The sequence below is a fragment of the Kitasatospora xanthocidica genome (genome assembly GCF_014656195.1).
In the GTDB taxonomy this organism is placed as follows: Bacteria; Actinomycetota; Actinomycetes; order Streptomycetales; family Streptomycetaceae; genus Kitasatospora; species Kitasatospora xanthocidica.
Map to the genome: position 1 here is coordinate 24,715 of NZ_BNBY01000019.1, position 13,101 is coordinate 37,815.

12 protein-coding genes are annotated in these 13,101 nt (G+C 73.4%); 8 read left to right on the forward strand and 4 right to left on the reverse strand.

From position 1 onward, the window contains the following. Positions 1-27: 27 nt before the first annotated feature. The gene (locus IE332_RS27540) at positions 28-651 is read right to left on the reverse strand and encodes a TetR/AcrR family transcriptional regulator (protein ID WP_189921462.1); all 624 of its coding nucleotides are present in this window, start codon (positions 649-651) and stop codon (positions 28-30) included. A gap of 407 nt (positions 652-1,058) precedes the next feature. Here IE332_RS27540 and IE332_RS27545 point away from each other — a divergent pair, with 407 nt between their 5' ends. The 3 genes from IE332_RS27545 to IE332_RS27555 all read left to right on the forward strand — a co-directional run bounded on the left by IE332_RS27545 (position 1,059) and on the right by IE332_RS27555 (position 4,105). Further along, positions 1,059-2,591, forward strand: a complete 1,533-nt coding sequence (locus IE332_RS27545; protein WP_189921464.1) for a hypothetical protein — start codon at positions 1,059-1,061, stop codon at positions 2,589-2,591. Positions 2,592-2,667: 76 nt separating this feature from the next. Further along, entirely contained in the window at positions 2,668-3,282 is a 615-nt protein-coding gene (locus tag IE332_RS27550) for an HAD family acid phosphatase (RefSeq protein WP_189921466.1), read from the forward strand. Positions 3,283-3,394: 112 nt separating this feature from the next. Beyond that, positions 3,395-4,105 (forward strand): hypothetical protein, encoded by a 711-nt coding sequence (locus IE332_RS27555; RefSeq protein ID WP_229928956.1) that lies wholly within the window; start codon positions 3,395-3,397, stop codon positions 4,103-4,105. 80 nt (positions 4,106-4,185) lie between these two features. Here the strand turns inward: IE332_RS27555 and IE332_RS27560 are convergent, their stop codons facing one another. Then, on the reverse strand, positions 4,186-5,952 hold the full coding sequence (locus IE332_RS27560; RefSeq protein ID WP_189921470.1) for an amidohydrolase: 1,767 nt from the start codon (positions 5,950-5,952) through the stop codon (positions 4,186-4,188). 167 nt (positions 5,953-6,119) lie between these two features. Next, positions 6,120-6,698 carry a TetR/AcrR family transcriptional regulator gene (locus tag IE332_RS27565; RefSeq protein WP_189921472.1) on the reverse strand — a complete coding sequence of 193 codons (579 nt, stop codon included), beginning with the start codon at positions 6,696-6,698 and terminating at the stop codon, positions 6,120-6,122. A 91-nt stretch (positions 6,699-6,789) separates the two neighbouring features. Here IE332_RS27565 and IE332_RS27570 point away from each other — a divergent pair, with 91 nt between their 5' ends. The 4 genes from IE332_RS27570 (at position 6,790) to IE332_RS27585 (ending at position 9,988) form a co-directional block, all read left to right on the forward strand. Beyond that, positions 6,790-7,236, forward strand: coding sequence for an anthrone oxygenase family protein (locus IE332_RS27570; protein ID WP_189921474.1), 447 nt, complete (start codon positions 6,790-6,792; stop codon positions 7,234-7,236). A gap of 247 nt (positions 7,237-7,483) precedes the next feature. Beyond that, positions 7,484-8,941 (forward strand): eCIS core domain-containing protein, encoded by a 1,458-nt coding sequence (locus tag IE332_RS42470; RefSeq protein ID WP_373313854.1) that lies wholly within the window; start codon positions 7,484-7,486, stop codon positions 8,939-8,941. Between the two features lie 7 nt (positions 8,942-8,948). Further along, the gene (locus tag IE332_RS27580; protein WP_189921476.1) at positions 8,949-9,797 is read left to right on the forward strand and encodes a toll/interleukin-1 receptor domain-containing protein; all 849 of its coding nucleotides are present in this window, start codon (positions 8,949-8,951) and stop codon (positions 9,795-9,797) included. 41 nt (positions 9,798-9,838) lie between these two features. Next, entirely contained in the window at positions 9,839-9,988 is a 150-nt protein-coding gene (locus tag IE332_RS27585) for a hypothetical protein (protein WP_189921477.1), read from the forward strand. Between the two features lie 50 nt (positions 9,989-10,038). Here the strand turns inward: IE332_RS27585 and IE332_RS27590 are convergent, their stop codons facing one another. Then, positions 10,039-11,007 carry an oxygenase MpaB family protein gene (locus tag IE332_RS27590; RefSeq protein ID WP_189921479.1) on the reverse strand — a complete coding sequence of 323 codons (969 nt, stop codon included), beginning with the start codon at positions 11,005-11,007 and terminating at the stop codon, positions 10,039-10,041. Positions 11,008-11,224: 217 nt separating this feature from the next. Here IE332_RS27590 and IE332_RS27595 point away from each other — a divergent pair, with 217 nt between their 5' ends. After that, positions 11,225-13,039 carry an alkaline phosphatase family protein gene (locus IE332_RS27595; RefSeq protein ID WP_189921481.1) on the forward strand — a complete coding sequence of 605 codons (1,815 nt, stop codon included), beginning with the start codon at positions 11,225-11,227 and terminating at the stop codon, positions 13,037-13,039. The last annotated feature ends 62 nt before the right edge of the window (positions 13,040-13,101 follow it).

A 13,101-nucleotide genomic window follows, 5' to 3' on the forward strand; every position in this document is an offset into this window, starting at 1 on the left:
GATCCCTGGCCCTGCGCACCACGCGCGTCAGCCGTCGTGCGGGGCCTGAAGGTCGTTCAAGGTGTCCTGGAAGCTGCGGATCAGGGCGGCGAGGCCGGTCTCGAAGGCCTGCTCGCGGAAGTCGGGCGGGGCGTTGCGCAGCGGTTCGAGTCCGGGCGGGAGGTCGTCGTCCGCCCAGGCCGCGTCGTGCGGCTGGTTGAGGTGGAGCGCGGAGCCGATCAGGAGGTACTCGAGGGACTGGACGACCGGGAGGACGCGCTCCTCCGGCCAGCCGGCCTCGCGCAGCATGGCGAACGCGCAGGCGTAGCTCCGCAGGGCCGCGACGGAGCGGGTCGGCCGGGAGGCGAGCAGCGGCACCATGTTCGGGTGGCTGGCGAGGGCGGCACGGTAGGAGCGGGCCCAGGCGTCCAGGGCGGCGGTCCAGGGCTGGACGGTCGGGTCGAGGTCCATCTCGGCGACGATGAGGTCGCTGACTCCGGCGATGATCTCGTCGCGGCTGGAGACGTAGTTGTAGAGCGAGGGCCCCTTGACGCCCAGCCGGGCGGCGATGCGGGTGGTCGAGAGTGCGGCGGCGCCCTCCTCGTCGACCAGGGCGAGCGCGGCCCGCATGATTCCGTCCCGGGTCAGCAGTGGCCGTGACGGCCTGCCCATCTGTTCGGTCCTCTCGTCCGTCGGTGGTTACCCCCGGGTATTGGTCCCTCGTCGTGGACTAGTGTACGTTCTCGCCTGGCAAAACTACTGGTTCTAGTTTTAGGGTTGCCTGCGGATTTGGCCTGGCGTCTTCCCCTGTGGCGCCAGGCCAAGGCCGCGAAGGGCGACTCGCCTTCGCGGCCCCGGCCGACGGCGGACCTCGGCCGTGTCCCGCGTGACCCGCCTCGCTGTGCCGGTAGCCACCCGGGCCTTCCCCCGGTGGACCTTGCCGACCGTATGTCTGGCATGCCCTTGACACCTTGTTGATCGCCTGCCGACGGCTTCCCTGCCTGTTCCGCCCGTTCCGACCCGTTCCCGCTCGTTCCCGCCCGTTTCCTGTCCGCCTTACGCCGAAGGTGACCCTCCGCATGTCCATGCGCACCCTCGTGCTGCCGGCGCTCGTCGTCTCCGTGGTGCTCTCCCTGAGCGCCTGCGATCCGACGAGCCCGACAGCCCAGCCCGCCGACCACGGCGCCGCCGCCCAGGCCGTGCCCGTTCCGCCCGACGGGAGCCCGCCCGTCTCCCCGGCGCCCGGCGGCAACCCCTCCGTCACCCTGGTGACCCCGGCCGCCGACGGCGCACCGTCCGCCACACCGACGCCCCTCGCGTCGACCGTCACGTCGCCCGTCCGCCCGTCGGCCGCCCCGATCGTCCCCGGCGCTCCGACGGCGGCCACCCCGTCCCCGTCCGGGACACCGGCCGTCGCGACCTCCGAGGCCGGGGCGGCGGACCTCACACTGACCTCGTACGACCGGCAGAGCGGCAAGGCCGTGCTCGCCGTCGTCGCCGACGACGGCAGGAGCGCTCCGAGCCCGTCCGCCACCGCCGCGGCCACCGCCGCCGTGCGCACCGGCCGGCTGATCGACAGCCCGCCGTCCGCCGCCGCGCCGCAGGGCGCGCTGCTGGCGATCACCGCCGTCAAGCCCGCCGGCGCCGGGAAGGTGCAGGTCGACACCCGCCCGGCCACCATCTCGGAGCTGCTCGGCCAGACCTGGGCGAACATCAAGGCCGCGCTGGATCCGCACAAGATCCGGGTCACCCCCAAGGTCAAGGACCTCAAGGTCTCCTACGTCCCGAAGCCCGACGGGGGCAGTGGCTCGGCCTCGGCCGTGCTGAAGCTGGACGCCGACGACACCGTCCCGCTGCCCGGCGGATCCACGGCGGCGCTGACGGGCTCGATCGAACTCGACCCCAGCGTCGTCTTCACCTACCAGGGCGCCCACGGCATCCTCGCTCCCGAGCAGGCCACGGTCGGCTTCGACCTGGGCGCGCACGCCGACTGGCACCTCACCGCCGGGCTCACCGGCTCCACCGGCCCGGTCAGGATCCCGGTCGCCGCCCTCACCGCCAGCCCCACCGTGATGGTCGGCGCGCTCCCGGTGGTGATCACCCTCAACCTCACGGTCTACGCCGAGGTCAGCGCCGACGGCACCGTCAGCGTCGACGTCGGGCAGACCGTCGACGGCACCTGGGCCCTCCACGCCGACTACACCAAGGCGGCCGGCTGGCACAGCGCCGTCGACCCGGTCAGCACCAGCGTCACCCCGGTCAAGGCCGTCTTCACCGGCTCCGCCGACGTGCGCAGCGCCCTGGTCGCCGAGGGGTCGGTCGCGCTGTACGACGCGCTGGGCGTGAAGGCGACCGTCCGGCCGTACCTGCGGGCCCAGGTGCGGGGCACGGTCACGGTCGCGCTCGACAGCGGCGGCGTCAGGCCGGGGATCGACGGCAGCGGCGGCCTCTACGGCGGGCTCGACGTCGACGGGGCCGTGCTGGCGAGGATCGCCGTCCTCGGCACCCCGCTGTTCGAGAAGGACCTGCCCTTCAAGCTCTACCACCAGGAATGGCCCATCGTGGCCGGCTCGTACCGCAGCCCGACCCCGAGCGCCGCACCGACCACCTGACCACCTGACCACCTGACCGACCGATCACCTGACCGACCGTCCGTCCGTCCCGCACATCGAAAGCCGAGTTCCAGACATGAGCCTCAAGGCAAAGCTCGTCGCCACCGCGACCCTGACGGCCGCGATCACCGCCGGTCTCGCCACCCCCGCCGTCGCCGCCCCGGCCCCCGCCCCCGCTCCCGTAGCCGCCGCGGCCGGCAGCACGGTGACCGAGCAGCAGTGGCTGGCCGACGTCACCGCCGCGATCGCGCCCGCCCGCGCCTACATCGAGCAGCGCACCGCCGAGCCGTCGGACGAGACGCCCGCGATCGTCTTCGACATCGACAACACCACCCTCGCGACGCACTTCCACCCGTTCACCATGCCCGGCATCTCGCCGGTGGTGGAGCTGGCGCAGTACGCCCACTCGCGCGGGGTCGCGGTCATCTTCGTCACCGCGCGGGTGGACTTCATCGAACCCGTCACCCGCTACAGCCTGCAGAAGGCCGGCTACACCGTGGACGAGCTGCACGGGCGCGGCCTGGGCGACCTCTTCAAGTCGGTGCAGCAGTACAAGACCGACGAGCGCACGGAGATCGAGAACGAGGGCTACACGATCATCGCCAGCGTCGGCAACAACTGGACGGACCTGAACGGCGGTCACGCCGAGCAGACCTTCAAGCTGCCCGACTACGACGGCCTGCTCTCCTGACCCACCCCACCGGTGCGCCCCACACCGTCCGGGGCCCGGCCGCCGCGCCGGGCCCCGGCCGAAGGTGAGGGCCGATGCACCCCGGTGCGGTGCCTGAGGAATGATCTCCCGCGTGACGAAAGAAGCTGATGCCGGTACGGGCGCCGATGAAACCCGTGCATGGGACGCGCGGTTGGGCTGGGCGTTCGGGCTGATCGCCGACGATCCGGCCGAGCGGGCCGCGGCGCTGGCCCAACTCGCCGATGCCCAGGGAAAGGTGGAGGACGCCCTTGGCCGGTACAACGACCTGTGGCACCTGACACTGCCGCCCGGCGGACAGGAGCAGTGGCGGGATTCGGTCCTCCTGCGGGCATACGAGAGGTACGTCGAAGCCGGGACGTCTTCGCTGCCCGAGGCCTTGTGGAACCGCCCGGCCGGGGACATCAGGACATGGCCGGGCCTGCCCTATGCGCTCCTCTTCCTGGAATGGGAGGCACGGTATCCGCAGGAGTGGACCCGGCATGCCAAGCATTGGGGCACGAAGCAGAGCCTCGTACGGGCCGTGGCGGTCGCCGGCCACGGTGAGAGGGTCAGAGCGAAGCTCACCGACCTGGTCGAGCTCGTCGTTCGGAGGGCCTACCGCTGCAAGGACCGCGAGTACCTGCGCGTTGCCCGAGCCGTCGACGGTGCGGATCTTCGCGGCAGGCTGGACACCGCCGCCCGGTCCGACGATCCGTGGGCACGGCGGCATGCCGGCTATGTGCTCTGGCTCCTCGATCGTCCGGAGGTGCCCAATTCGCTCCACGTCTGGCAGACCTGGCTCTCGGCCGAAGCCGACGGCTGAGGCCTCCGGCCGAACGCCCCGAACGCCCCGCCACGCCCGGCGGCCTGGGCCGCCGCCGGGCGTGGCGTGAGAGCCGCCGGTCAGCAGCAGCCCCAGCGCGGGGTGGGCGCGGTGGCCGGGACCGCGGAGGTCCGGCCGGCGGGTGCGGGCGGGTGGACGGTCGTCCCCGCCTTGATCGTCTCGATGACCTCGATGTCGCGGATCGCCTCCGGGTCGACCGTCAGCGGGTTGGCGCTGAGGATCACCAGGTCCGCGAGCTTGCCGACCTCGATGCTGCCCTTGCGGTCCTGTTCGCCGTACTGGTGGGCGGCGTTGAGGGTGATCGCGCGGACCGCGTCCAGCGCTGACACCCGCTGCTCCGGCCCGAGGACGACCCCGTCGGTGCGGGTGCGCCGGGTCACCTGGCTGGACAGCACGGCGATCGAGTTCGGCAGCGCCACCGGCGCGTCGTGGTGCGAGGTGTAGCGCAGGCCCCGGTCGAGCGCCCAGCGAGCGGGGGAGATGGTCGCCGCCCGCCCCTCACCGAGGACGGTCCGGCGGTACCAGTCGCCCCAGTAGTAGGTGTGCATGGAGAAGAAGGACGGCACGACCCCCAGCCGGGCGAACGCGCCGACCTGCTCCTCGCGGGCGGTCTGCGCGTGGATCGCCACGGTGGGCCGCCGGCCCGGGCCGGCCGCCTCGACCGCCCGGAGGAACTGGTCGATCGCGGCGTCCCCGTTGACGTGCGCCAGGACCTGCCAGCCCCGCTCGACGGCGGTGCCGACCTGCTTGGCCACCACCGCGTCGTCCGGCTGCGCCGGGTACCCGCAGTAGTCCTCGGGCTTCCCGGCCGGCGGCGTCAGGTACGGCTCGGTGAGCCAGGCCGTGCGCCCCTGCGGCGAGCCGTCCAGAACCAGTTTCACGCCGGCCGCGCGGACGCCGTCCACGTACTCGTCGCTCACCCCGATCGGGTCGTCCAGGGCGGAGGAGGTCGCCTCGTCGGCCTTCACGTACGCGACCACGTCGACGGTGAAGGGCACGGCGGCGGCCGTGTCCCGCAGCGCCTTGAGGTTCTTGAGGGTGGTTCCGCCCTCCTGGACGGTGGTGAAGCCGAAGCTCGCCGCCGTGGCCGCGCCGGTGATGAACAGCGTCAGCAGCTCCCGTTCCGGCAGTTCCTCCAGCGCCAGCTCGGAAGCCGGGGTGAACGCCTTCTCCTCCAGGACCCCGTCGGGCTCGCCGTACGAGGGCGGGACGGCGAGTTCGCGGCGCCGGATCACCCCGCCCTCGGGGTCGGGAGTGGCGGCCGAGTAGCCGAGCCGCTGCAGGCCGAGGCTGTTCACCGCGCCGAGGTGGAAGGACTGGTGGATGGCGAGCACCGGACGGTCCGTGGACACCTCGTCGAGGTCGTCGCGGGTGGGGTGGCGGCCCTCGGCGAGCATCGCGTCGTCGTACCCGAACCCGACGATCCACCCGGAGTCCGCCCCCACCGGGCTGTCGGCCCAGGCGCGCAGCTTGCCCTTCAGCGAGTCGAGGTCGGTGACGTCGCCGTCCGGCGCGGCCAGCAGGTTGGCGATGGTGGCCTGCAGGCCGATACCGCCGAGGTGCCCGTGGGCGTCGATGAACCCGGGCAGCAGGGCGCGGCCCCCGAGGTCCCGTACGACGGTGTGCGGGCCGCTCCACCGGTCCAGCGCCTCCTGCCGGGGACCGACGAAGACGATCGTGCCGTCCTTGACGGCCACGGCCTCCGGCCCGGGCCCGGCGTCACCACCGGAACGTTCGGTGCTCCCGGCGCTCCCGGGGTCGTCGGCGCTCTCGGCGACGGTGACGATCTCGCCGCCGTGGAGGATGAGGTCGGCCTGCTGGGCCATGCGGGGCTCCCGTGGGTAGGGGGTGACGCCCGGCTCCTACCCACTGTGCCCGATCCCTCACCTTCCGTGGCGCGGTGTGCGATCGGTCCGCCACCGGCACGAGTGACCGGAGGCGATGCCGCGCGCGAGTGTGCAGAAGCGATGCCGCGGCCCACCCGGACGGCGCGTCAGACCACGGCGAGCCGGTCCACCAGCAGTTCCACCCTCCGCTCGGCGTCCTCCGGCGGCAGCCGTCCCGCCCGGGTCAGGGTGGCCAGCCCGTGCAGGCCCGCCCAGAACAGCTCGGTGAACAGTGCCGGGTGGACGCCCTCCCCGGCGACCTCGCCGAGCGTCTCCAGCAGCGCGGCGAAGGCGTCCTTCAGCGGCTCCGGGGTCTCCTCGTCCGCGAACGCCAGGCCGCCGTCGAGCTGGAACATGGCGTCGTAGACCGCCGGATTGCGCTCGGCGAAGTCGAGGTAGGCGCGGGCGAGGGCGGCGACCCGGGCGCGCGGGCCGTCCGCGGCGCGGGCGGCGGCCCGCAGCGCCGCGGCCATCTCGGCGGCGCCCTCCAGGGCGACGGCGCCGATGATCTCGCGTTTGCCGCGGAAGTGGCTGTAGAGGACGGGCTGGCTGTACTCGATGCGCTCGGCGAGCCGGCGGGTGGTGACCGCCTCCCAGCCCTGCCGCTCGGCGAGTTCGCGGGCCGTCGCCACGATGAGGCGCTCGCGGACGGCCCGTTCGCGCTCCTTGCGTTCCTGTACCGACATGATTCGATCCTAGCACTGCTAGACAATCAAGCGGCAGTAGTACTAGCGTTGCCTCACCAGCTAGCAACGCTAGATTCCAGGAGGGGTAGTCATGCTCGACGCACTTCGGATCGCCACCACCGTGATCGTCGGCCTCATGGTGGGGGTGGAGTTCTCCGTCGCCTTCGTCGTCAACCGGATCCTCGACGCCCTCCCCGAGGACAGCGGCCAGCTCGGCCGAAGCCACGGCGGCCGGATGCTCGGCGCCGTCATGCCGTTCTGGTACATCGGCTCGCTCGCCCTGAGCGCCGTATGGGCCGTCGCCGGCTGGCACCACGACGGCGCCGGACTCGTCGTCACCGCCGGCGCGCTGCTGGTCCTCAGCGTGATCATGTCGATCCTGCTGCTCGTCCCGATCAACAACCGGACCAAGACGTGGACCCCCGAGAACCGGCCCGCGGACTGGAAGGAGCAGCTGAACCGCTGGGACCGCTACCACTACGTCCGCATCGCCGTCATCATCACCGCCTTCACCCTGCTGGTCGCCGCTCTCACCTGAGCCCCGGGTGTTGCCCCACGGGGTGCCCACCGGGGCACCCGGGTCTGCCCTTCGGTCCCTGGCGCTCCGGGCGCCGGGCGCGTATGCAGGAAGGGTCGGTGTTCCTGCGTGGGAAGAGGCCCTCTTGCATGCCCCCTTGCACGCCCGGGACAGCGCCCGGGCCCAGGCTGCCGCACGGGCTACCGGACGGGCCGGTGCGACGGCCCACCCCTCCCGCCGTGGTGGCGGGGCCGCGCGGCCGGAGCTGATGGGGCTGCAGGCCGCCGTCGGGAACCGGGCCGTCGTCCAGATGCTCGAACGGGACGGACGCAGCGGCGACGCGGTGCAGCGCTCGGCCGTCCACGACGTCCTGCGCACGCCCGGCCGTCCGCTGGACGCCGCCGTCCGCTCCGAGATGGAGGGCCGGATGGGCGCCGACTTCTCCGCCGTCCGGGTCCACGACGACAGCGCCGCCCGCGCCTCGGCGGCCGAGGTCGGGGCCCGCGCGTACACCTCCGGCAACCACGTCGTCATCGGGGAGGGCGGCGGGGACCGGCACACCCTGGCGCACGAGCTGACCCACGTCCTCCAGCAACGCCGGGGCCCCGTCGCGGGCGCCGACAACGGCTCCGGTCTCAGGGTCTCCGACCCCTCGGACCGGTTCGAGCGCGAGGCCGAGGCCAACGCCGTACGGGTGATGCGCAGGGCGCTGCCCGGGAACGGGCCCGCCATCGCGGAGCCGACCGAGGAGCACACGGACGCGCACGGCTCCGGGCCGCGGGCCGGGGAGGCGGTGGTGCAACGGGCGGCCGCCTTCACGCCGTTCGCCACGACGACGCCCAGCAGCGCGTCGCTCGCCGGCCTCCAGACCGACGTGCTCAACGGAGCCGGCCTGGTCTACCCCGGCGGCGGCACCCTCGGGAACTCCCTGTACCTGGAGCGGATGCTCAGCAACAGCGGTGGCGGCTCGTCACCCGGCGAGCCCGCGGACTTCTCCGTGATGAAGGCGGCCGACCGCAACCTGGTGCGCGCCAACGGCCAGCAGAACGCGGCCACTGCGATGCACGCGATCAACGGCGACTTCGTCGCGGGCGCCAACGACACCGCCTGGAACATCTTCCTGGGCTCCGCCAAGTCCAACACCAACGAGCACTTCACCAAGGTCGAGCGGCCCATCCGCACCGCGATGCAGAGCGGCACCACCGGCCTGGCCGCGGGCTACGAGCAGTGGATCGCCGCCAACCACCCGATCGACCTCGGCGACAAGAAGATCGGCTTCGCCGCCCCGGGGCAGCACGTTCAGGGGGCCGCCACGAGCGCGGCCGCGCTGAAGCCGTACAAGGACACGCACCCGACCGTCACCCACGTCCTGGACCCGGCGGCGCCGCTGAACAACCCCGACGCCAGGTGGCCCAAGCTGATCCACTACCGGGTGACACCGCACTACACCTACAGCAACGATCCCGCACAGTGGCCGCAGTTCCTGAAGGACAACCTGGCGGCGGCCCAGGAACTCGTGGACGAGGAGCAGGCCAAGCCGGCGGCCCAGCAGGACCAGCAGGGACTGGCCAACGAGCTCGCGGCCATGGACATCCTGAAGCTGCGGGCGCACCAGCTCTTCCCCGCCACCTACACCTGCGAGGCGGACTACTACATCGCCTCCTACGACCCGCGGGCCCCCTGGCACCACGGCCACGACAAGGAAACGTACGACGCGGAGATCTGAGGCAGCCTTGAACGACCGGAAGCACGACACCTCCGGGGAGCCGCAGCACCCCGGGGTCTTCCTCGCCCACGCGCCGGCGGACACCGGCCGGGCCGCCGACCTGGACGCCCGGCTGCGTGCCGGGGGCGCCCGGACCGCCCTGGACGAGTCCCGCGACCTCTCCGACGGTCTGCCCGCCGAGCCGGTGCTGCAGGAACTGGGCGCCTGCGACCTGTTCCTGCTCCTCTGGTCCCGGGACGCGGCCGAGGACCCGCACGTCCGGGCGCAGCGCGAGTACGCGGCCTCGTTCGACAAGCCGTGCCTGGTCTGGCCGCTCGACGAGACGGCCCTGCCCCCCGGGCAGGGACGGGAGGAACGGCTCCCGCCCGGCAGCGACGCCGGGGCGGCGGAGGCGGCGGTACACCGGCTGCTGGGCACCCCGGCCGACGGTGCCCCGGCGGCGCGCCCGGCGGTCGGCGCGGTGGTGGGGCCCGGCCACTGGACGATCGAGAGCGACGCCCGGTCCGGGGAGTCCCTGGACGTCGACCTCACCGCCTCACCCGACGGCTCCGTCGACGGCGGCGACGACGGCGGCGTCGACGGCGGCGACGACGGCGGCGTCGACGGCGGCGACCTGACGGGCACCCACCGCAGGGCCGGCCTGGAGGGCAAGGTCACCGGCCGCTGGTCGTTCGACCGGACGGAAGGGCGGCTGGACCTGGAGCTGACCTCGGCCTTCGGGCTGCGCCCGGTGCAGGAGGCGCGACGGCTGCGGATCCTGGGCGGCGACGACGGCAGCACCTCCCTCACCGCCGAGGACCTGCACGGCATCGCCGACCCCCGTCACTACCGGCTCACCCCCGGCCGCTCCGACTGACCCCGACCCGTCCCGCCCCGCCCCATCCGCTCGGCTGACCGGTGACCCAGTTCCAGCTCGCCGACGGCCGCGGCGGCGTCTTCGAGGACCGCGCCACCCCGATCGGCCTGGACCAGATCCTCGGCTACTGGCTGCGCACCCCCGACGCGGACGCCTTCCGCCACGCCCTGCCCCGGGCCCAGAAGCACTGACCCCCTCCCCCGACGCCAACCGGCCCGCCCGCCCGCCTGACTCCCCGGCGTCAACCGGCCTGCCGCGGTACGGCGGTGGCCCGGGCGTACGCGGCGGCGCGGATCTGCGAGGGGCCGCAGGCCCACACCATCAGCCGCCCGCCGGTCCGCGCCAGCGGGCGGTCCCAGGACGCACGGACCAACCGGGGCCGCCGCACCGCGAGTTCGGCCCTGGCCCAGGACGGCAGCAGGTCGATCGAGGCGTTCGTCAGCACCCGGACGGCGGCCCGCTCGCGCCGGCTGCGGCCGAACCCCCGCAGCAGCCGGAGCACCTCCAGGGCCGGCGGGGTGACCCGCAACTCCGGCCGGATCCCGGCCAGATAGGCCGCCACCTCGGCGCGGGAACGGGGGACGTCGCGGGCGCCCAGCCGTTCGGCCACCCGCACCGCCTCCGCGTAGTAGCGGTCGGACTCGGCGGCGGTCAGCGGTGTCGCGGCGAAGGCCTGGTAGCCGGTCAGGAAGCAGTACACCTCGGCCGTGTGCACCCAGGTGAGCAGGTGTGGATCGTCGGCCCGGTAGGGGCGGCCGTCCGGTGCCGTGCCGCTGATCCGGGGGTGGATCCGCCGGACGCCCGCGATCGCCCGCTCGGCCGCCGCCGTCGATCCGAGCGTGGTGGTGGTGACGAACCGGGCCGTACGGTTGAGCCGCCCGGTCGGGTCGGCCCGGAAGTCCGAGTGGGCGTCGACGGCGGCCATCGCGAGCGGGTGCAGGGACTGCAGCAGCAGCGCCGCGAAGCCGCCGACCAGCATCCCGGCCGGGTGCCCGTGCACCCGCCACACCACGCTGTCCGGGCCGAAGAGGCCCGGGTCGCCGGCCGGGCGGTCGTAGCGCTCCAGGTGGAGGTCCTGGCCGTGCACGGTCGCGTTGATCTCGGCCAGCAGCCTGGCACGCAGCGCGGCGAGCGGCGAGCGCGGCCCGGTCGACGCGCCTGACGGCCCGCTGCCGTTCGTGACTCCGGCCCCGCTTCCCGACCCCACCATGGCCACCCCTCCCCACCCCTTCCCGCCCCGGCCCCCACCGTACCGCCGGTGCCGCCCGGTCCCGCCACCGCTGCCGGCACACGCCCCCTGCCCGAACTTGTCTGACCAAGTTTGCTCGACATTCCCCCGCAGGACAGCCCCGCCCGATACCTCTGTCCCACCCCCTGGCGCACCGCCGGGGGTTCCCACCCTCACCACGACGACACGAGGTACCCCCATGCGACTGCGCTGGAGCACCGTCGGCGGGCTGCTCGCCACCCTCCCCCTGGTCGGCGCGCTGACCGTCGCCGTCCCCGCCACCGCCTCGGCGGCGGGCGGCAGCGGCAACCTGATCGTCAACGGCGACGCGGAGGCCGGCGGCTACTGCACCGGCGACTGGAGCGCCGCCTCCACCGTGCCCGGCTGGACGGTCCAGGCCGGCGGCATCGACGCCGTCTGCCACACGGCGGGCTCCTTCGGCCTGCCGGACGACGGCCGCACGCCCGGCAAGGCCTTCTTCGGGCCGGGCAACTTCGGTGACGGCTCCATGGCCCAGACCGTCGACCTCTCCTCGGCGGCCGCCGCCATCGACGGCGGCGGGGTGCACTACAACCTCTCCGGCTGGCTGGGCGGTTGGACCGTCTACGGCGGATACGCCGCCGTCAGCCTGCACTTCCGGGACGCCGGCGGCCGTCCGCTCGGCGCGACCGCCAAGCTGCCGACCGTCTCGGCGAGCGACCGCGGCCTGAGCACCCGGTTCCTCTCCCGCAGCGCCACCGGGGCCGTCCCGGCGGGCACCCGGTCCGTCCAGGTCGAGGTGCAGTTCCTGTCCACCACGAACGAGACCGGCTACCTGGACAACCTCTCGCTCACCCTCGACACCCCGGTCGCCGCGCCCGCGCCGGTGGCCCCGCCGGCGTCCCGAGTGCCGGGCTACGACCACGTGTTCGTCGTCATGATGGAGAACACCGACTACTCCCAGATCATGAACGACCCCGCGGACACTCCGTTCATCCACAGCCTGATGTCCCAGGGCGCCACCCTCACCGACTCCCACGGCGTCTACCACCCGAGCGACGAGAACTACCTCGCCGTCGCCGGCGGCGACACCTACGCCAAGGGCGCCACCTACTGGCCGAACATCAACTCCCCCCAGCGCAACCTCGGCGACACCGTCGAGGACGCCGGCAAGACCTGGAAGGCCTACGAGCAGGGCATGGGCACGCCCTGCAACACCACCAAGACCTACGACAGCTACTTCATGCCCGACGACGCTCCGTTCATCAACTACACCGACATCAGCGGCAATCCGGCCCGCTGCGCGGCACACCTCGTCGACACCTCGCAGCTCACCACCGACCTGAAGTCGGCCGCCACCACCCCGAGCTTCTCCTGGATCGCCGCCGACGACTACTACGACGGCGAGGCCTCCGGCAACGGCAGCGCCACCAGCCTGAAGACGCAGGACGGCTGGCTGCAGCAGACCCTCGCCCCCGTCCTGTCCTCCCCGGCCTGGACCCAGCAGCGCTCGCTGCTCCTGCTCACCTGGGACGAGAGCCAGTCCGAGGCCTACAACCACCTCGCCACCGTCGTGGTCGGCTCCCAGGGCACCGTCCCGGCCGGCACCAGCAGCCCGCTGCACTACGACCACTACGGCATCGGCCGCACCATCGAGTCGGCCCTCGGCCTGCCGGGCCTGACCGGCAACGACACCTACGCGACGCCGCTGAACGCCGCCTTCGCGCCGTCCACCGCGACCCGGCCGACCCTGACCGGCGACCTCGACGCCGTGACGGCCGGCGGAAACGTCACCCTCCGCTACGCCCTGCCGGACACCTCGCAGGCCGGGGCGAAGAACTGGGTCGGCCTCTACCCGTCCGGCGTCACCCCCGGCTCGCGCTCCGCGCTGACCTGGGCCTACACCCCGAACCAGAGCGGCGCCGTCACCTTCTCCACCGGCAAGCTCAACGGCGCGGGCGCGTACGACGCCTACTACCTCGCCAACGACGGCTACACGGTGCTGGCCGGGCCGTTCCCGCTGACCGTCGGCTGACGGTCGGTCCCCCACGCGTCCGGCCCCGGCGGCGCTTCGAGCGTCGCCGGGGCCGGACGGTG

Coding starts and splice junctions, on each gene's coding strand:
- IE332_RS27540 (WP_189921462.1), bottom strand. CDS start 651: ATGGGCAGGCCGTCACGGCCACTGCTGACCCGGGACGGAATCATGCGG.
- IE332_RS27590 (WP_189921479.1), bottom strand. CDS start 11,007: ATGGTGGGGTCGGGAAGCGGGGCCGGAGTCACGAACGGCAGCGGGCCG.
- IE332_RS27545 (WP_189921464.1), top strand. CDS start 1,059: ATGTCCATGCGCACCCTCGTGCTGCCGGCGCTCGTCGTCTCCGTGGTG.
- IE332_RS27560 (WP_189921470.1), bottom strand. CDS start 5,952: ATGGCCCAGCAGGCCGACCTCATCCTCCACGGCGGCGAGATCGTCACC.
- IE332_RS27550 (WP_189921466.1), top strand. CDS start 2,668: ATGAGCCTCAAGGCAAAGCTCGTCGCCACCGCGACCCTGACGGCCGCG.
- IE332_RS27565 (WP_189921472.1), bottom strand. CDS start 6,698: ATGTCGGTACAGGAACGCAAGGAGCGCGAACGGGCCGTCCGCGAGCGC.
- IE332_RS27570 (WP_189921474.1), top strand. CDS start 6,790: ATGCTCGACGCACTTCGGATCGCCACCACCGTGATCGTCGGCCTCATG.
- IE332_RS42470 (WP_373313854.1), top strand. CDS start 7,484: ATGGGGCTGCAGGCCGCCGTCGGGAACCGGGCCGTCGTCCAGATGCTC.
- IE332_RS27595 (WP_189921481.1), top strand. CDS start 11,225: ATGCGACTGCGCTGGAGCACCGTCGGCGGGCTGCTCGCCACCCTCCCC.